At 65.6% G+C, this 16,915-nt stretch carries 14 protein-coding genes and 1 tRNA gene; 5 read left to right on the forward strand and 10 right to left on the reverse strand.

Annotation, left to right across the window (positions count from 1 at the left end):
* Positions 1-763 precede the first annotated feature (763 nt).
* Positions 764-850, reverse strand: a tRNA-Leu gene (locus G0Q01_RS06935).
* Between the two features lie 147 nt (positions 851-997).
* Here G0Q01_RS06935 and G0Q01_RS06940 point away from each other — a divergent pair.
* Positions 998-1,981: a complex I NDUFA9 subunit family protein gene (locus G0Q01_RS06940; protein ID WP_164192956.1), complete on the forward strand. Its 984-nt coding sequence runs from the start codon at positions 998-1,000 to the stop codon at positions 1,979-1,981.
* Positions 1,982-2,047: 66 nt separating this feature from the next.
* On the forward strand, positions 2,048-2,494 hold the full coding sequence (locus G0Q01_RS06945) for a GFA family protein (RefSeq protein WP_164192953.1): 447 nt from the start codon (positions 2,048-2,050) through the stop codon (positions 2,492-2,494).
* 78 nt (positions 2,495-2,572) lie between these two features.
* Here the strand turns inward: G0Q01_RS06945 and gyrB are convergent, their stop codons facing one another.
* The 5 genes from gyrB to rpsT all read right to left on the reverse strand — a co-directional run bounded on the left by gyrB (position 2,573) and on the right by rpsT (position 9,767).
* Complete coding sequence (gene gyrB / locus G0Q01_RS06950; RefSeq protein ID WP_108964271.1) at positions 2,573-4,990, reverse strand: DNA topoisomerase (ATP-hydrolyzing) subunit B; 2,418 nt, start codon at positions 4,988-4,990, stop codon at positions 2,573-2,575.
* Positions 4,991-5,069: 79 nt separating this feature from the next.
* Positions 5,070-6,176 (reverse strand): DNA replication/repair protein RecF, encoded by a 1,107-nt coding sequence (gene recF / locus G0Q01_RS06955; RefSeq protein ID WP_164192949.1) that lies wholly within the window; start codon positions 6,174-6,176, stop codon positions 5,070-5,072.
* 115 nt (positions 6,177-6,291) lie between these two features.
* A complete protein-coding gene (dnaN, locus tag G0Q01_RS06960) occupies positions 6,292-7,410 on the reverse strand; it encodes a DNA polymerase III subunit beta (protein ID WP_108964269.1) in 1,119 nt (372 codons plus the stop codon).
* Between the two features lie 152 nt (positions 7,411-7,562).
* Positions 7,563-8,960: a chromosomal replication initiator protein DnaA gene (gene dnaA, locus G0Q01_RS06965; RefSeq protein ID WP_108964268.1), complete on the reverse strand. Its 1,398-nt coding sequence runs from the start codon at positions 8,958-8,960 to the stop codon at positions 7,563-7,565.
* Positions 8,961-9,503: 543 nt separating this feature from the next.
* Positions 9,504-9,767, reverse strand: a complete 264-nt coding sequence (rpsT, locus tag G0Q01_RS06970; RefSeq protein WP_108964267.1) for a 30S ribosomal protein S20 — start codon at positions 9,765-9,767, stop codon at positions 9,504-9,506.
* Positions 9,768-10,032: 265 nt separating this feature from the next.
* Between rpsT and G0Q01_RS06975 the strand changes: the two genes are divergently transcribed.
* Positions 10,033-10,215: a hypothetical protein gene (locus G0Q01_RS06975; RefSeq protein WP_095882428.1), complete on the forward strand. Its 183-nt coding sequence runs from the start codon at positions 10,033-10,035 to the stop codon at positions 10,213-10,215.
* A 63-nt stretch (positions 10,216-10,278) separates the two neighbouring features.
* Here G0Q01_RS06975 and G0Q01_RS06980 read toward each other — a convergent pair whose 3' ends face one another.
* Together G0Q01_RS06980 and mutM are read right to left on the reverse strand one after the other, a co-directional pair.
* Entirely contained in the window at positions 10,279-11,055 is a 777-nt protein-coding gene (locus G0Q01_RS06980; protein ID WP_164192946.1) for an enoyl-CoA hydratase, read from the reverse strand.
* 65 nt (positions 11,056-11,120) lie between these two features.
* On the reverse strand, positions 11,121-11,972 hold the full coding sequence (mutM, locus tag G0Q01_RS06985) for a bifunctional DNA-formamidopyrimidine glycosylase/DNA-(apurinic or apyrimidinic site) lyase (RefSeq protein ID WP_108964265.1): 852 nt from the start codon (positions 11,970-11,972) through the stop codon (positions 11,121-11,123).
* 81 nt (positions 11,973-12,053) lie between these two features.
* Here mutM and ubiE point away from each other — a divergent pair, with 81 nt between their 5' ends.
* Complete coding sequence (ubiE, locus tag G0Q01_RS06990; RefSeq protein WP_108964264.1) at positions 12,054-12,806, forward strand: bifunctional demethylmenaquinone methyltransferase/2-methoxy-6-polyprenyl-1,4-benzoquinol methylase UbiE; 753 nt, start codon at positions 12,054-12,056, stop codon at positions 12,804-12,806.
* Between the two features lies 1 nt (position 12,807).
* Positions 12,808-14,340 (forward strand): 2-polyprenylphenol 6-hydroxylase, encoded by a 1,533-nt coding sequence (gene ubiB, locus G0Q01_RS06995; RefSeq protein WP_164192943.1) that lies wholly within the window; start codon positions 12,808-12,810, stop codon positions 14,338-14,340.
* Between the two features lie 21 nt (positions 14,341-14,361).
* On the opposite strand, the gene G0Q01_RS07000 is transcribed toward ubiB, so the two are convergent.
* Together G0Q01_RS07000 and G0Q01_RS07005 are read right to left on the reverse strand one after the other, a co-directional pair.
* Entirely contained in the window at positions 14,362-15,030 is a 669-nt protein-coding gene (locus G0Q01_RS07000) for a flagellar hook capping FlgD N-terminal domain-containing protein (RefSeq protein ID WP_164192939.1), read from the reverse strand.
* A gap of 15 nt (positions 15,031-15,045) precedes the next feature.
* Entirely contained in the window at positions 15,046-15,489 is a 444-nt protein-coding gene (locus G0Q01_RS07005) for a flagellar hook-length control protein FliK (protein WP_164192936.1), read from the reverse strand.
* Positions 15,490-16,915: the final 1,426 nt, after the last annotated feature.

Here is a 16,915-nt window from a genome sequence, read left to right on the forward strand (position 1 = left end):
GCATATCTCTTCAGATATCTGCGATGTCAAAGAGCGTGAGAGACAAAACCAGACCAGTGCGCCCTAACTTTCGGCGCACCCGCCTGCCCGTCTCTCGAATTTCCTGTCCGCCTCGTCTGCGCCGGCCCCGCGTTTCCGCTCGCCGCCGCCCCGTCTGGCGTCCCGTCGTGCGCCTCAGCGCCGCCGGTGAGGGGCTATTTACGTATTCCGCACGTGACCCGCAACCCCTTTTTTCATTTTTTGTCGCAAAAAGTACATGGAGGCCTAGAACCGCGTAAAATCCAAGCTCGCAACCGCGCCCGTCCGGCAACCCGTAAGGCCTGCCTCTCAGGGAGACACTCCGAGCGGCAGCGTCCCGCCACATCCCTGAAGGGACTCGATCCGGAGCCCGCACGGGCACGCCGGACCGGGTCTCACCCCAGAAGGCGACCGCGGCCTTGAGCCGGCACGACACCGAAAGCGTCGCCGGCCCGTCCGGGGGTGATTTTCATTCATGTATATGCGGGGCGGTGCTGCGCTGCAAAAGGCCAAGCCCGCAACCGGGTCAGGAGCGCCGAGCGGGGGCGCATAAGATCCGCCGCCAGCGCCACCCCAAGCAGACGCGCGGGCTGGACGCCGCACCCCTTGGCGCTGGAGTTTCAGACACGCACCGCGGGCCTTACCGGCGAGCGCCCGCGACAGCCTTCACAGAGGGGAGCCGCGATGCGACGAGGGCCAGAAAACCAAAACCCCCGCGAAATCCGGAGATTTCGCGGGGGTTTAATGGTGCCCAGGAGAGGACTCGAACCTCCACGACCGTTAAGTCACTGGTACCTGAAACCAGCGCGTCTACCAATTCCGCCACCTGGGCACAGGTGGTGAGGGGGCGTTTAAATATCTCCGCAGGGAGTGTCAACGCAGATTTTTCATTTTGTGCAACTTACCCGAAGGAGCCGCCTTGCCGGGTGCCGGACGGGCCGGTATTCAAGGCCTAGAACCTCGGAGCAGGAGTAGCCAGATGAGCAAGCTCGTCACCATTTACGGCGGATCCGGATTTGTCGGACGCTATATCGCCCGCCGCATGGCGAAGCTCGGCTGGCGCGTCCGTGTCGCCGTCCGCCACCCCAACGAAGCGCTGTTCGTGAAACCCTATGGCTCGGTCGGCCAGGTCGAGCCGGTGTTCTGCAACATCCGCGACGACGCTTCGGTGCGCGCCGTGATGCAGGGCGCCGACGCGGTGGTGAACTGTGTCGGCACGTTCGACGCGCGCGGCAAGAACAGTTTCGATGCCGTGCAGGTCGAGGGGGCGGAGCGCATCGCGCGCATCGCCGCCGAACAAGGCGCCGAGGCGCTGGTGCATATCTCGGCGATCGGCGCGGATACGGAGAGCAGGAGCGGCTACGCCCGGAGCAAGGCGCTTGGCGAAGAGGCGGTACTGGCCGCCTTCCCGGGCGCAATGATCCTGCGCCCCTCGGTGATCTTCGGGATGGAGGACCAGTTCTTCAACCGGTTCGCCTCGATGTCCCGGATGGGTCCGGTGCTGGCGCTGGTCGGCGCGGACCGCAACTTCCAGCCGGTCTACGTGGACAACGTGGCCGAGGCCGCGGAGAAGGGAATCACCGGTGCAGCCGCGCCGGGCGTCTACGAGCTGGGCGGCCCCGAGGTGAAGAGCTTCCGGGCCTTCATCGAGGAGATGCTGACGGTCATCCGCCGCCGCAAGATGCTGGTGAACCTGCCCTACGGGCTCGCCTCGGTGATCGGAGGCGTGTCGGAATTCGTGCAGCGGATCACCGGTGGGCTCTTCACCGCACCGATCACCCGCGATCAGGTCGTGATGCTGCGCAAGGACAATGTGGTGTCGGAAGGCGCCAAGGGGCTGAGCGATCTCGGAATCTCCCCGGTCGCCCCCGAGGCGGTCATGCCCGACTACCTGTGGCGCTTCCGCCCCGGCGGGCAATATGACGCCATCAAGGAATCGGCCGCCAGCCTGCGGGCCGAGTGACACCAGAAAGCCGGCCCCGGGGCCGGCTTTTTCTTTGCCCCTCACCGGGCGCGAAAGGAGACCGAGATGACCGAGCTTCCCCAGATCGGCAGCTGCCGCTGCGGCGCACTGCAGCTCGAGGTGAGCAAGCCTCCGATGATGACCGCCGCCTGCCATTGCCGCGGCTGTCAGAAAATGAGCGCCAGCGCCTTTTCCCTCACCATGATGGTGCCCTCGGACGGGATCAGGGTGATCGCCGGGGAGCCGGTGACGGGCGGGATCAAGGGGCCGCAGCTCGACCACTACATGTGCCGCGAGTGCGGGACCTGGATGTTCACCCGGATCACCGGGATCGAGGCCTTCGTGAACGTGCGCCCCGTCATGTTCGACGTGCCGGAGTGGTCGCTCCCCTTCATCGAGACTATGACCACGGAGAAGCTGGACTGGGCGCAGACCCCGGCGCGACACAGCTACGAAGGCTTCCCGCCCGAGCAGGACTTCCCGATGCTGCTGGAAGACTTCGCCCGGCGGTAAGCGGGCGCCCGGGCCCGGAAACGCAAAGCGGCGCGCAGGGGACTGCGCGCCGCTTACGCATAAAGCCTTCCGACAGGGTCAGAAGTCGAGGTTTTCCACGTTCAGCGCGTTCTGCTGGATGAACTCGCGGCGCGGCTCCACCACGTCGCCCATCAACTTGGTGAACAGATCGTCGGCCTCGGACATGTCGTCGACCTTGACCTGCAGCAGGGTGCGGGCATCCGGATCCAGCGTGGTTTCCCAGAGCTGACCGGGGTTCATCTCGCCCAGGCCCTTGTACCGCTGCAGCGACAGACCCTTCTCGCCCTCTTCGAGGATCGCCTTCAGCAGATCGAGCGGCCCGTAGACCGCCTGGCGGCGATCCTTGCGCTCGAGCGTCGCGGGGGTGCTGTAGACCGCCTGCAGCGCCTGGGTGAAGCTGCCGGTGCGGCGCGCCTCGCCCGAGCGGAGCATCGCGCCGTCCAGCGTACGGACTTCCTCGACGCCGCGCAGAATACGCGCGAGACGGATGCCGCGATCCTGGGTGATCCGGCCCTGCCAGCCCTTCTCGTATTCCAGCGCGATCAGGTCGAGCCGCTGCGCCACCTTGTCGGCGACGCCCTGCAGGTCCGATTCCACCGCGCCGGGCACGAAGCCGCCGGCGATCGCCGCCTGCTCGAGAATGTGACGCGGGTAATGCGTCGGGAAGGCGTCGAGCACGCGCTTGAGCTGGCGCGCCTCGTCGATCACCCGCACGAGATCTTGCCCGGCGATCACCTCGCCGTTGCCGAGCTTCAGGCCGGCGCCGTCGATGCCCTGGTTGATCAGGTACTCGTCGAGCGCGTTCTGGTCCTTTACGTAGACCTCGGACTTGCCGCGGCTCACCTTATAGAGGGGCGGCTGCGCGATATAGAGATAGCCGCCTTCGATCAGCTCCGGCATCTGCCGGTAGAAGAAGGTCAGCAGCAGCGTCCGGATGTGCGCGCCGTCGACGTCGGCGTCGGTCATCAGGATGATCTTGTGGTAGCGCAGCTTGGAGATGTTGAACTCGTCGCGGCCGATGCCGGTGCCGAGCGCCATCACCAGGTTGCCGATCTCCTGGCTGCCGAGCATGCGGTCGAAACGCGCGCGCTCGACGTTGAGGATCTTGCCTTTCAGCGGCAGGATCGCCTGGGTGCCGCGGTCGCGCCCGGTCTGCGCCGAACCGCCTGCGGAGTCGCCCTCGACGATGAACAGCTCGGTCTTCGACGGATCCTTTTCCGAGCAGTCCTTGAGCTTTCCGGCAAGGTAGTTCACGTCCATCGCGGTCTTGCGGCGGGTCAGTTCGCGCGCCTTGCGCGCGGCTTCGCGGGCCAGCGCCGCCTCGACGATCTTGCCGACGATCTGCTTGGCCTCGTTGGGGTTCTCTTCGAACCACTCGGCCAGACGCTCGTTCATCAGGCTCTCGACCGCCGGCCGCACCTCGGAGGAAACAAGCTTGTCCTTGGTCTGCGAGCTGAACTTCGGGTCCGGCACCTTCACCGAGAGCACGCAGGTCAGCCCCTCGCGCGCGTCGTCACCGGTGAAGGAGACCTTCTCCTTCTTGGCGATGCCCGAGGCCTGCGCGTAGTTGTTGATGGTGCGGGTCAGCGCGCCACGGAAGCCGGCGACATGGGTGCCGCCGTCGCGCTGCGGAATGTTGTTGGTGAAGGGCAGCACGTTCTCGTGGTAGCTGTCGTTCCACCACATCGCGATCTCGACGCCGATGCCGTCCTTCTCCCCGGTCATGTAGATCGGGTCGGTCATCACCGGTTGCTTGGAGCGGTCGAGGTACTTCACGAACTCCTTCACGCCGCCGTCGTAGTGCAGCTCGGTCTTCAGCGGCTCGGCGGGGCGCTCGTCCTCGAGGATGATGCGCACACCCGAGTTGAGGAAGGCCAGTTCGCGCAGGCGCTTTTCGAGGGTCTCGAAGCTGTAGTCGAGGTTGCTGAAAGTGCCGGTCGAGGCCAGGAAACGCACCTCGGTGCCCTGCTCGCCCTCGGCATCTCCGACGACGCGCAGATGCTCGACCGTCTCGCCGTGCTCGAAGCGCGCGTAATGCTCCTTGCCGTTGCGCCAGATGCGCAGCTCCAGCCAGACCGACAGCGCGTTCACCACCGAGACGCCCACGCCGTGCAGACCGCCCGAGACCTTGTAGGAGTTCTGGTCGAACTTCCCGCCCGCGTGCAGCTGGGTCATGATGACCTCGGCCGCCGAGACGCCCTCTTCCTGGTGAAGGTCGACGGGAATGCCACGGCCGTTGTCGCGCACCGACACCGAATTGTCGGCGTGGATTTTCACCCGGACAAAGTCCGCGTGACCAGCCAGAGCCTCGTCGATGCCATTGTCCACGACCTCGTAGACCATGTGGTGCAGGCCCGATCCGTCGTCCGTGTCCCCAATGTACATGCCGGGGCGTTTGCGGACCGCCTCCAAGCCTTTGAGAACTTTGATGGAATCCGCGCCGTATTCCTGCTGTGCGCTTGCCGGTTCGGCCATGCCGCGATCCTTCATGATTTTTGTTGGTTTTATACGGTGTTCAAGCAGGATTGTCACGCCGCTGACACAAGATTTGGTGTCAAAGGCCGCGGTTTTCAACCAATGATTGCCCATCCCGTTCGGTGACTTCCAGGTGCTGGGCGCGCGCTCCCAGTTCGGCGAAAAGCTCCGGCCCGGTGCCGGTCATCCAGGCCTGCGCGCCGAGCGCGCAGATCTCGTCGTAGAGCGCCGCACGGCGACCCGCATCGAGATGCGCCGCGACTTCGTCGAGCAACAGGATCGGCGCCGCGCCGGTCTCCTGCGCCAGGGCGCGGGCGTTGGCGAGGATGAGCGAGATCAGCAGCGCCTTCTGCTCGCCGGTCGAACACTCCTCGGCGGGCACGCCCTTGGCCGCGAAGGTGCCGCGCAGGTCGGCGCGGTGCGGCCCGACCAGTGTCCGCCCGGCCGCCAAGTCACGTGGGCGGCTCGCCTCGAGCGCGGCGCGCAGCGCGGCGGTCTCTTCGGGCATGGGCGTGCCCGCGTCCAACAACTCGAGCTCGGCGGCGGGGAACGACGTTTCGGCCCCGGCCTGTGCCTCGGCCAGCCGCGCCAGCGCCGCGCGGCGGTTGGCCTGCAGCGCCGCTCCTGCCTCGGCCATCTGCCCTTCGAGAGCGGCGTACCAGAAGCCGTCGCGCACCTGGTCGCGCAGCAGCCGGTTGCGCTCTCGCATGGCCTTCTCGTAACCCAGCGTCAGCTCGGCGTGGTCGGGAAAGAAGCTCAGCGTCATCCTGTCAAGGAAACGCCGCCGCCCTTCCGGCCCCTCGATCCACAGCCGGTCCATCGCGGGGATCAGCCAGAGCACCCGCGCCAGCCGGCCAAGGGCCACCTGAGGCGCGGCCTTGCCGTCGACCTGTACCTGCCGGGCGGCCCCTGCCTCGGAGCGGAAACTGATCTCGTGCAGCGCATCGCCGGTCTGCAGCAGCCCTTCGATCTTCCACCCCAGCGCCTCGGGACGGCGGACCATCTCCTGCGCCGAGGCCCGGCGCATGCCCCGCCCCGGAGAGAACAGCGAGACCGCCTCGATCAGGTTGGTCTTGCCCGCGCCATTGGGTCCGTAGAGCGCCACCGGCCGCGCATCCACCTCGACCGAGGCGTCCCGGTGCGAGCGGAAGTGCGAGAGGGTGAGGCGGGTGAGATGCAGGGACATGGCTCAGGCGGTAGCGCGGGGACGGGCCCCGCGGAAGAGGGTATTTCCGGAATCACGAAAGGCAGAAGCAAAGCCCCTGCCTTTCAGTGAATATCGGATGCTCAGGGCGGGACCGTCAGACCCGCATCGGCATGACGACGTAGACGGCAGACGTGTCGGTGCCTTCGCGCATGAGGGTCGGATCGCCCGAGGAGTTGAACATGAAGACGGCGTTCTCGCGGTCCACCTGGCTGGCGATCTCCAACAGGTATTTCGCGTTGAAGCCGATCTCCAGCGGCTCATCCCCATAGGCCACGGCCAGCTCTTCCTCGGCGGCACCGCTGTCGGGAGCATTGACCGAGAGGATCAACCGGTCCTCGTCGAGCTGCAGCTTCACGGCGCGCGAGCGCTCCGACGAGACAGTTGCCACCCGATCGACGGCCTTGGCGAACTCGCCCGCGTCGACTTCGAGCCGGCGGGTGTTGTTCATCGGGATGACGCGCGAGTAGTCCGGGAAGGTGCCGTCAATGACCTTGGAGGTCAGCGTGATATCGGGCGTGGCGAAGCGCACCTTGGTTTCCGAGACCGACACGGCGATGTCCATGTCGTCCTCTTCGAGCAGTTTGCGCAGCTCTCCCACGGTCTTGCGCGGCACGATCACGCCGGGCATCTCTTCTGCACCAGCAGGCAGCGGCGCGTCGATGCGGGCAAGGCGGTGACCGTCGGTGGCAACGCAGCGCAGCACCCGGCCCTCTTCGCTCTCGGCGACATGCATGTACACGCCGTTGAGGTAGTAACGCGTTTCCTCGGTCGAGATCGCGAACTTCGACTTGTCGAAGAGCCTGCGCAGGACCTCGGCCTTGGCGGTGAAGTTCGACGAGTACTCGGACGACGCCATGACCGGGAAGTCTTCCTTGGGCAGCGTCGCGAGACTGAAGTTCGAGCGGCCTGCGGCCACGGTCAGCCGGCCGGCGGAGGTGTCGGCGGTCAGCTGGACCAGCGCGCCGTCGGGCAGCTTGCGGACGATCTCGTGCAGGGTCACTGCGGAAACTGTGGTGGCCCCAGCCTGCTCGACCACCGCGGGGGCGCGGTCGAGCACTTCAATGTCGAGATCGGTGGCGCGGAAGCTGGCCGAGTTGCCCTCGGCCTCGATCAGCACATTGGCGAGGATCGGAATGGTGTTCCGGCGCTCGACCACAGATTGTGCCTGGCTGACTGCCTTGAGCAGCGTCGCCCGTTCAATGCTGACTTTCATCGCCCTGTCCCTCGGTTGGCCGGTGGGGCAGCTTGGCGCATCTGCGAAGCCGCTCCAAATTCTTTTGCAGATTGATCCGACGGATTGCCTGCAGCGTCAAGGCCGCGGGGCCGCCCTTGGGCAGCCCCGTTCCCAAATGTGGTCGTGCGGTCTCAGGCTTCGAGCGCGCGGCGCAGAAGCTCGATGTCGTCGGCGATCTGGCTGTCCTGCATGCGCAGTTCCTCGATCCGCTTCACCCCGTGCATGACCGTCGTGTGATCGCGCCCGCCGAAGCGGCGGCCGATCTCGGGAAGCGAGCGGGCGGTGAGCTGCTTGCACAGGTACATCGCCACCTGCCGCGGGCGCGCGAAGTTGCGTACGCGCTTGGGGCCAATGAGATCGGAAAGGCGGATGTTGTAGTGATCCGCCACCTTGCGCTGAATCTCCTCGATCGAGATCTTGCGGTCCGAGGCGCGCAGCACGTCGGCGAGGCAATCCTGCGTCAGCTCCATGGTGATGGGCTGGCCGACCAGCGAGGCAAAGGCAAAGAGGCGCGTCAGCGCACCTTCGAGCACACGCACGTTGGTCGAAATGCGATGCGCCAGGAACTCGAGGATGCCATCGTCGAGCTGCAGCGACGGGTATTGCTTGCGGTAGGTGTCGACCTTCGACTGCAGAATGCCGAGACGCAGCTCGTAATCGGTCGGGTGCAGGTCGACCACGAGGCCGGACTGCAGACGCGAACGGATGCGGTTCTCCAGATCCTTGATCTCGTCCGGCGCGCGGTCGGCCGAGATGACGATCTGCTTGTTCTGGTCCACCAGCGCGTTGAACGTGTGGAAGAACTCTTCCTGCGTCGAGTCCTTGCCGGCGATGAACTGCACGTCATCGACCATAAGCACGTCGACCGAGCGGAACAGCTCCTTGAAGTCCATCATGCGGCGCTCGCGCAGGGCCTGCACGAAGCGATACATGAACTGCTCTGCCGACAGGTAGAGCACGTTCAGGTCGGGGCGGCGGTTGCGCAGCTCCCAGGTGATCGCGTGCATCAGGTGCGTCTTGCCGAGGCCCACGCCGCCGTAAAGGAACAGCGGGTTGAAGGTCACGGTCTCGGCCTCGGCAACGCGGCGCGCGGCGGCATGGGCGAGCTCGTTGGGCTTGCCGACGATGAAATTATCGAAAGTGAAGCGCGCATCAAGCGGCGCGCTCGGCAGCAGGTCGCTTCCGCCCTGTGCGGATTGGCCGTTGGCCGCATTGGCCTGGGCCGGCTGCTCGGGCTGCGCCGAAACCGGGCGTGGGCTCGGACGGCCCGCTGCCGGACGCGGCGCGTTGCTGACCCGGAATTGCAGGCGGCGAACCTGCGAATCCAGCGTGGAGATCTGCGACAGCAGCAGGTCCCCGAAATTCTGCGACACGTAGGTGCCAATAAAATTCGTTGGTGCTAGGAAGACCGCCACCCCGTCGGCTTCCAGACCTTTGTATTCGAGGGGCTTGATCCAGGTTCGGTAGTTGTTTTCCCCGATCGTGCTGCTCAGCCTGTCTTGCAGCGCGCCCCATTGTTCCTGCGTCATTTATCCCCGCTCCGTCTTTTCACCGGTTCTTCCTATGTCCCTTTGGGCAACACACACACACGCGCCCAATTGAGCCACCGATGGGGAGCAAATGCAGGCCCCATGCCGAAACGGCATGAGTCAGGAAGAGAAGTCTCTGTCCCAGTGACATAGCACGCATAAAGGCTCCCCGGGACTCCCAGCATCCCGAAGCGACCCAGCAAGGCGCACTACTCACCCATTTTACAATTGGACTGGCAGGATGAAATCATCCCGAAATCGGCATCTGTTGATCAGACGACCGAAGCGACGAAGACCTTTCCACGATTCCCGTGGCGTGATCCGCGATTGCCTGTCCCCCCAGCGACGTGACTCGCTCGATGAAATTACTCCTGTTCCGAGAAGAGCAGCAACCGAACTTCAAACTTGACTCAATGGAATCCGAAAAAAGAATCTCGGCCTTCAAAATATGGTGTGAGTCATGAAAAAAGGCACCACCAATGGCGATGCCTTTTCGATCACACACCTATTAAGTGTGTCATTTCAGCCTGACACTTGACGTGCTCAGGCGAGCGACTTCACCCGCGAGGAGAGACGCGACATTTTGCGCGAAGCAGTGTTCTTGTGGAAGACACCCTTGGTCACGCCGCGCATCAGTTCGGGCTGAGCTGCGGCGAGAGCTGCGGTGGCTGCGTCCTTGTCGCCCGAAGCGATCGCTTCCTCGACTTTGCGCAGGTAGGTACGGATGCGCGAACGGCGTGCCTTGTTGACGGCGTAACGCTTCTCGTTCTGACGTGCGCGCTTCTTGGACTGGGGCGTATTTGCCATGATGATCGGTCCTATGTGTCTGTGGCCGACAAGGCCTGGGTCTGAATTTCGGACGTGCAATATCCACCAGACCCGGATCTGTCGTCGCCGGACCGATTCTTGCCTGAGCGGGCATCACACGCATGTAGGCGGGGCGCATAGCCCATTTTCCGCCGGTTGCAAAGGCCCCAGCGGCACTTCTTGGGGAAATGGGGGAGAATCGGCTAGGATCGCCCTCCCACGGCCCTCGCCGCGGGACACTCCAGACTGAAAGGAGGAGTCAGCCATGAACGCAATGCAGATCAACGAGGCCGCACAGGCGCTCTACCGGGCGCATGGGGCCCGGGCCGAGGCCGAGGCCGCCGCAAAGGTGCGCGAGAACGAACGCCGGGGTGCCGCCGAGGAGGCGCAGACCTGGCGCGCCATCCAGGAAGCGATCCGCCAGACGCGCGGCCCGCTGCAGTCCTGAGTGGCCCGGGCATGAAAAAGGCCTGTCCCCGCGGGGACAGGCCCGGCTTGCGATGCAATCGCTTCAGCGGTCGCGGAACTGCGGCGTCCGCTTCTCGAGGAAGGCAGACATGCCTTCCTTCTGGTCCTCGGTGGCAAAGAGCGAATGGAACAGGCGGCGCTCGAAGAGCAACCCCTCGTCCAGCGTGGTCTCGAAGGCACGGTTCACCGCCTGCTTGGCGGCAATCGAGGCGAGCAACGACTTCTCGGCAATCTTGGCCGCGGCGCTCTGCGCCTCTTCCATCAGTTGCTTGACCGGCACGACGCGGCTTACCAGCCCCGACCGCTCGGCCTCATCAGCATCCATGAAACGCCCGGTCAGGTGCATGTCCATGGCCTTGGCCTTGCCGACGTAGCGCGGCAGGCGCTGCGTCCCGCCGATCCCGGCGATAACGCCAAGGTTGATCTCGGGCTGGCCGAATTTCGCGGTTTCCGACGCGATGATGAAGTCGCACATCATCGCCAGCTCGCAGCCGCCCCCGAGGGCGTAACCGCTCACCGCGGCGATCACCGGTTTGCGCACCTTCGCGACAGCCTCGGTGGCCGGCTCGAAGAAGTCTCCGAGGAACATCTCGACGAAGGTCTTTTCCGACATCTCCTTGATGTCGGCCCCGGCGGCAAAGGCCTTGGCCGAGCCGGTCAGGATGATGCAGCGCACCTTGTCATTGGCATCCGCCTCGGTCAGCGCCTGCGCGAGCTCGCCAAGAAGCTGGCTGTTCAGCGCATTGAGGGCATCCGGGCGGTTCAGGGTGATAGTGGCAACGTCGTCGTCTACTTCGACGATAATCGTCTCATAGGCCATGACTGTCGGGCTCCCGTCCGTTGGCATTGTCGCGCAGCCTTACCAACTTGCCCCCTGCAATCAAGTTATCTTTGGCAGCTCGGACAGTAGAAGGAAGAGCGCCCGGATTGCACGATCCTGTGAATGATGTTGGCGCAACCGTCCCCGCGGCAGGGCTGCCCTTCGCGTCCGTAGACATCGAAGCTGTGCTGAAAATATCCAAGTTCTCCATCGGCTTGCCGGAAATCTTTGAGCGAGGAGCCGCCCGCGGAAATGGCGTCCGTCAGCACGTGCCGGATGATCGGTACGAGCGCCGAGATGCGCTTTTCCGAGATTTGGTTGACGCGGCGTGAAGGACGGATGCCGGCGCGGAACAAGGCTTCGCAAACATAGATATTCCCCAATCCGGCAACAATCTTCTGGTCCAGCAACGCCGTCTTGATCGGCATGCTGCGCCCCTTCAACGCGGCCACCAGATGGGATTCGCTGAATTCATTGCCCAGCGGTTCCGGCCCGATCGCCGCGAGCAGAGGATGCGCCCCGGCGGTCGCCGTCTGCATCAGGTCCATCGCCCCGAAACGCCGCGGGTCGTTGAACGTCACCCGCGCGCCGCTGGCCATTTCAAAGACCACGTGGTCGTGCTTTTCCGGCGCGGGATGGTCATGCACGAAGCGCCCCAGCGGATCGCCCGAGACCAGCATTCGGCCCGACATGCCGAGATGGATCAGAAGGGTCTCGCCGGTGTCCAGATCGGCAAGGATATATTTCGATCGCCGTCGCAGCCGCAGCACCCGCGCGCCGGTCAGACGCTCGGCCATACGCTCGGGGAAGGGCCAGCGCAGATCGGGCCGGTTCACCTTGGCCTCGGCGATCACCTCGTTTTCCATCACCGGGGCAAGCCCGGCACGAACGGTTTCCACCTCGGGAAGTTCGGGCATCACGGATCCTTTCCACTGGGCCGCATTGCAGCGCGGCGCGCGGGCTCTATAAGGAGTGTCGGACACAGGACGGCAAGGCCCATGACCAAAGAGACCGGAAAAACCACCCACTTCGGGTTCACCGACATCCCTGAGGAAGAGAAGGCCGACCGCGTACGCGGCGTCTTCGGCTCGGTCGCGTCGAAATACGACGTGATGAACGACGCCATGTCCTTCGGCATCCACCGCGTCTGGAAAGATGCGATGATGGACTGGCTGGCACCGCGCCCCGGCTCGAGGCTGCTCGACGTGGCGGGGGGCACCGGCGACATCTCCTTCCGCTTTCTCAAGCGCGCGGGCCACGGCCATGCCACGGTCTGCGACCTGACCGAGCCGATGCTGGTCGAGGGACGCAAGCGCGCCGAAGCGGGCGCCATGGCCGAGCAGCTCGACTGGGTGGTCGGCGACGCGATGGCCCTGCCCTTCGCCGACAACACCTTTGACGTCTACACGATCTCCTTCGGCATCCGGAACGTGACCCGCCCGCAAGAGGCCCTGAACGAGGCCTTCCGCGTGCTGAAGCCGGGCGGACGGCTCATGGTGCTGGAATTCAGCCAGATCCCCAACGAGCTGATGCAGAAGGTCTACGACCTCTATTCCTTCAACCTGATCCCGCGCATGGGGCAGGTGATCGCGGGCGACCGCGACAGCTACCAGTATCTGGTGGAATCGATCCGCAAGTTCCCCGATCAGGAAACCTTCCTCGGAATGCTGCGGGCTGCGGGCTTCGCCAACGCCAAGTACCGCAACCTGAGCATGGGGATCGCCTGCCTGCATTCGGGCTGGAAGATCTGACATGAAGGGTCCTCACAACATCTGGCGGCTGGTGCGCACCGGCGCCACCTTCGAGCGCACGGGTGCGATGGGCGTGGTGCTCGACGCAGTAGAGGCCCCGCCGGCCCTGCGCGCTGCCGCCCGCATCCTCGCCTGGCCCTTCAAGTGGTTGGGGTACGAGGGCGACCCGGCGATGCCGCCGGTGACCCGCGCGCTCTCGGCGCTCGGCCCGGCTTACATCAAGTTCGGCCAGGTGCTCTCGACCCGTCCGGACGTCGTCGGCGAAGAGCTCGCCAACCAATTGCGCGTGCTGCAGGACAAGCTGCCCCCCTTCCCGGTCGAGGCTGCCAAGGCGCAGGTCGAGACCGAACTCGGCGTGAAGGTCGACGAGGTCTTCTCCGAGTTCAGCCCCCCCGTCGCCGCCGCGTCGATCGCGCAGGTGCACAAGGCGCGGCTCGCCGAGACCGGCGAGACCGTCGCCGTGAAGGTGCTGCGGCCCGGCATCGAGCGGGCTTTCCGCAAGGATATCGATGCCTTCTGGCTCGCCGCCGATGCGATCAACTTTCTTTCGCCGGCCTCGCGACGGCTGCGCCCGCGCGACGTGATCGCCCATTTCGAGGGCGTGGTGAACGGCGAGCTGGACCTGCGACTGGAAAGCGCCTCGGCCAGCGAATACGCCGCCAACACCGTGGACGATGAGGGGTTCCAGCTTCCCGAGGTGGTCTGGGGGCTCTCGGGCCGCCGGGTGATGACGATGAGCTGGGCCGAGGGCGTGCCGCTCGGCGACAATGCCGCCATCGACGCCGCCGGTCACGACAGGGTGGAGCTCAGCGAACGGGTTCTTCAGCTCTTCCTCAACCACGCGCTGCGCGATGGATTCTTCCACGCCGACATGCACCAGGGCAACCTGAAGGTGGCGCCGAACGGCGACATCATCGCCTATGACTTCGGCATCATGGGCCATATCGACGAATACACCCGCCGGGTCTACGCCGAGATTCTCTACGGCTTCATCCGCCGCGATTACCGCCGCGTCGCCGAGGTACATTTCGAAGCTGGCTACGTTCCCGCCGACCAGGATGTCGACGAATTCGCCCGCGCGCTGCGTGCCGTAGGCGAGCCGATTTTCGGCATGGATTCGACCCGCATTTCCATGGGCCGCTTGCTCAACTACCTCTTCGAAGTGACCGAACGCTTCGGCATGGAGACCCGGACCGAGCTGATCCTGCTGCAGCGCACGATGGTGGTGGTCGAGGGCGTGGCCCGCTCGCTCAACCCCCATATGAACATCTGGAGCGTCGCGCGACCTGTGGTCGAGCAATACATCAAGACCTCCATCGGCCCCCGCGCCGCGCTGCGCGACTTTGCCAAGACCGCGCGGGTCATGGCCCGCTTTGGCCCGCGCCTGCCCGGTCTCGTCGAAGAGGCGCTGATCCGGCAGACGCAGGGGCTCGCCGATGAGCTCGAGTCGAAATGGGCCCGGCGGCTCGGCTGGGGCATCGGTGGGCTGCTCTCCGGCGCCGGGATCACCTTGGTCCTCCTGTCGATCTTCTGATCTGTCGTCCTGCGCCGCCCGTCACTCGGTCGGGCGGCGCAGCGCCACGACCTTGGTCGCCTCGATCTGCCAGCCGCCCTGCAACGTGAGCAAAAAGCCGCCTTCCGCGCGCCGCACCTCGTCGATGCGCATGTAGGATTGCGCCGGACGCGTCTCGGCAAGCACGCCTTCGTGGTAAAGCTCGACCTCGGCATGATAAAGCCCCTCCGGCAGGGGCGCGCCGCCAAGGTCCGTCCCGTCCCAGAGATAGCGGTCGCTCCCCGGCGTGAGCGACAGCCGGTTGCGCTCCGCGCCACTCGAATCGCGCAGCACGAGGATCGCGCTCTGTGCATCTTCCGGGAGATCGACATCGAAGGCGACCGCGGAGCCGTCGAAATAAGTGGTCCCCGCGACCAGCGACTCGAGTCCGATCCAGGAGGCCAACCGCTCGAATCCGCCGTCGCTGGCGAGTCCGGTCAAGCCGGTCAGCAAATCGTTGGTCAGCACCTGCTGCTCCACCGCCGAGAAGCTGGCGAGCTGCGACGCGTATTCGGTGGCGTCGACCGGATTGAAAGGGTCCTGGTTCTGAGCCTGGGTGGTCAGCATTCTCAGGAAAGTGTCGAAGTCGCTGGTCAGCGTTGACCTGCTGCTCCCGATCGCCACGGCGCTCGTCGCGCCCGCCGACGTCTGCGCGGCCGTTGAAATATCCACGTCTGTCTCCTTTGCCTAGAGCCTGAGGTCGAGCCCCGCCGCAGCAACGCGAGCAGGGGCCTTTGCCTGCGGCGCGCCTTGCGCCGCCGCCCCGTCAGGGACGCGGTGGTCCGGCCTGCCCGACCGCCCCTGCGAAGCGCCGCCGCGCCGCTGGCCAGAGAAACTGAGAGTGCTGCCCTGGTATCCCGCCTCCGTGAGCAAGCGCGCCAGCTGGTCCGCGTTCCGGCGCAACAGGTCGAGCGTATCCGGCCGATCCGCGCTCACTTGCAGCGCGACCCCGTGCTCGGATATCTGCATGTGGAACCGCACGCGGCCAAGTTCCTCGGGCTCGAGCTGCACTTCGAGTTTACCGCCGCTGCCGGTGACAATCGCTTCGGCGAGCTGCCGGACCGGCGACGGCAACGGCTGCCCACGGGCCGCCGCCAGCTGCTCCCGCGGCGATATCGCGTCTTTCGCCATGACGGCCTGCGTCGAGTCCCCCGAATGCGAGGCGACAGCTGGCTCGCGTGGATCGCCCTCCCATGCGAGCTGCGTCCGTTTCCCGTCCGAAACCCCGATCTCCCCTGCCGATGCCAGCGTGAAAGTCGGAGACACCGTCGCGGCCGTCACAGGCCGAGAGCCGGACACGGGCGCCTTGTCCAGGCTCACCTGACCCGGCGCGCTGGAGGCCCCCAGCGCACTTTCGGGGCGCTGCGACCTTGCTAAGGTCTCCTCATTCGGGATCGCCGATCTTACCTCTCGTCCTGTGTCTGGCCTTGGCAGGAACCCTGCGAGCACCGCGACATGTGGGCTTGTGGGGCGTCCATCATGCGGAAATGTCTTTCGTTGAAAGCCATCCGGCGCCGGAGCCGCATCCGCAGCGTTGATTCTCAATTTCGACCCGGCGCTGCGTGTTGGGATGGCCCTCGGATCAATTGGAGGGCGGGGCGGCTCGTGCCCATGAGCGACCGGCCCGGCCTGGTGCCGTGGCTGGCGCGAGGACCGGCCGGATTGGTCCGACGTCGCGGGACCCGCGTGTGGCGATAGGCCCGCCGGAGCCCGGGAGTCCGGCAACGTCCCTGTCTCCCGATCTCCGGACACCATGCCTGCGGAGCCAACCGCTGCGCGCTCGGGCGTCCGGGTTCTGACCCGCGGCGCGAGCATTGGCCCTGTCTCCGTCCCGCCTTCACCCTCAGCCAACACGACGTCGCCCGGTCCTTTCGAGCGTCCTTCCGCGCCGCTCTGAGCCCCGATGGGGCGCTCGGCAGGCTCGTCGGAGCGTTGGCACGCCGAGGCGCCCTCTCCGCCGTCTAAGACCGGACCGACCCCGGATCGGGAAACGCCCGAGCTGGCTTGCCCCTCGAGCGGGAGCCTATGGCCTGCACCGACGCCCGCAGAACGAGGTTCAGGGCTCGTCACGTCGTCACGCGTGGCGGGGGCGACCCCCGCAGCGACACCAAGCCACGGTCCGGCTTCCGTTCTGCCAACCTCCGGCGCGGCGCGAGGTGTCCTGATCGCGTGTCTCTCAGAAGACCGGGCGACGCCGGGGCGCGCGTCGAGCAAAATATCCGATGCCTTCTGCCGAGGCGCAGCCAGATGCGCACCTTGGCCACTCCCGGCGGACCGCTCGCGGGTGCGAGGTGCGCCCTCGGGGACCGCCGCCTCCTCTGCCGTCTCCCTCCTCCGGATTGGGGCGATCCCGACCCGGCGCACCTCCTGCGGATTGGCGGTGTCGAAGACCTGCTCCACCTTCTCGACCGGGACACTGACCACCCCGGGCACAGCGTCTGCGTCGGACAGCGTGTCCAGCGCCCGGTCAAGAGGGGACAGTTCTGGCCCCACCCCCCCTTCGTCCCCTGGGCGGGGCGCGGGGTCTTCGCGCTCTGCGGCGCCTTTCTTGACCTCC

The organism is Salipiger sp. PrR007, from assembly GCF_010499845.1.
Classification (GTDB): Bacteria; Pseudomonadota; Alphaproteobacteria; order Rhodobacterales; family Rhodobacteraceae; genus Salipiger; species Salipiger pacificus_A.

Bases quoted from the DNA above. Each gene is read 5' to 3' on its own strand.
- G0Q01_RS06940 (WP_164192956.1), top strand. From the start codon at position 998: ATGAGCAAGCTCGTCACCATTTACGGCGGATCCGGATTTGTCGGACGC.
- G0Q01_RS06945 (WP_164192953.1), top strand. From the start codon at position 2,048: ATGACCGAGCTTCCCCAGATCGGCAGCTGCCGCTGCGGCGCACTGCAG.
- gyrB (WP_108964271.1), bottom strand. From the start codon at position 4,990: ATGGCCGAACCGGCAAGCGCACAGCAGGAATACGGCGCGGATTCCATC.
- recF (WP_164192949.1), bottom strand. From the start codon at position 6,176: ATGTCCCTGCATCTCACCCGCCTCACCCTCTCGCACTTCCGCTCGCAC.
- dnaN (WP_108964269.1), bottom strand. From the start codon at position 7,410: ATGAAAGTCAGCATTGAACGGGCGACGCTGCTCAAGGCAGTCAGCCAG.
- dnaA (WP_108964268.1), bottom strand. From the start codon at position 8,960: ATGACGCAGGAACAATGGGGCGCGCTGCAAGACAGGCTGAGCAGCACG.
- rpsT (WP_108964267.1), bottom strand. From the start codon at position 9,767: ATGGCAAATACGCCCCAGTCCAAGAAGCGCGCACGTCAGAACGAGAAG.
- G0Q01_RS06975 (WP_095882428.1), top strand. From the start codon at position 10,033: ATGAACGCAATGCAGATCAACGAGGCCGCACAGGCGCTCTACCGGGCG.
- G0Q01_RS06980 (WP_164192946.1), bottom strand. From the start codon at position 11,055: ATGGCCTATGAGACGATTATCGTCGAAGTAGACGACGACGTTGCCACT.
- mutM (WP_108964265.1), bottom strand. From the start codon at position 11,972: ATGCCCGAACTTCCCGAGGTGGAAACCGTTCGTGCCGGGCTTGCCCCG.
- ubiE (WP_108964264.1), top strand. From the start codon at position 12,054: ATGACCAAAGAGACCGGAAAAACCACCCACTTCGGGTTCACCGACATC.
- ubiB (WP_164192943.1), top strand. From the start codon at position 12,808: ATGAAGGGTCCTCACAACATCTGGCGGCTGGTGCGCACCGGCGCCACC.
- G0Q01_RS07005 (WP_164192936.1), bottom strand. From the start codon at position 15,489: ATGGCGAAAGACGCGATATCGCCGCGGGAGCAGCTGGCGGCGGCCCGT.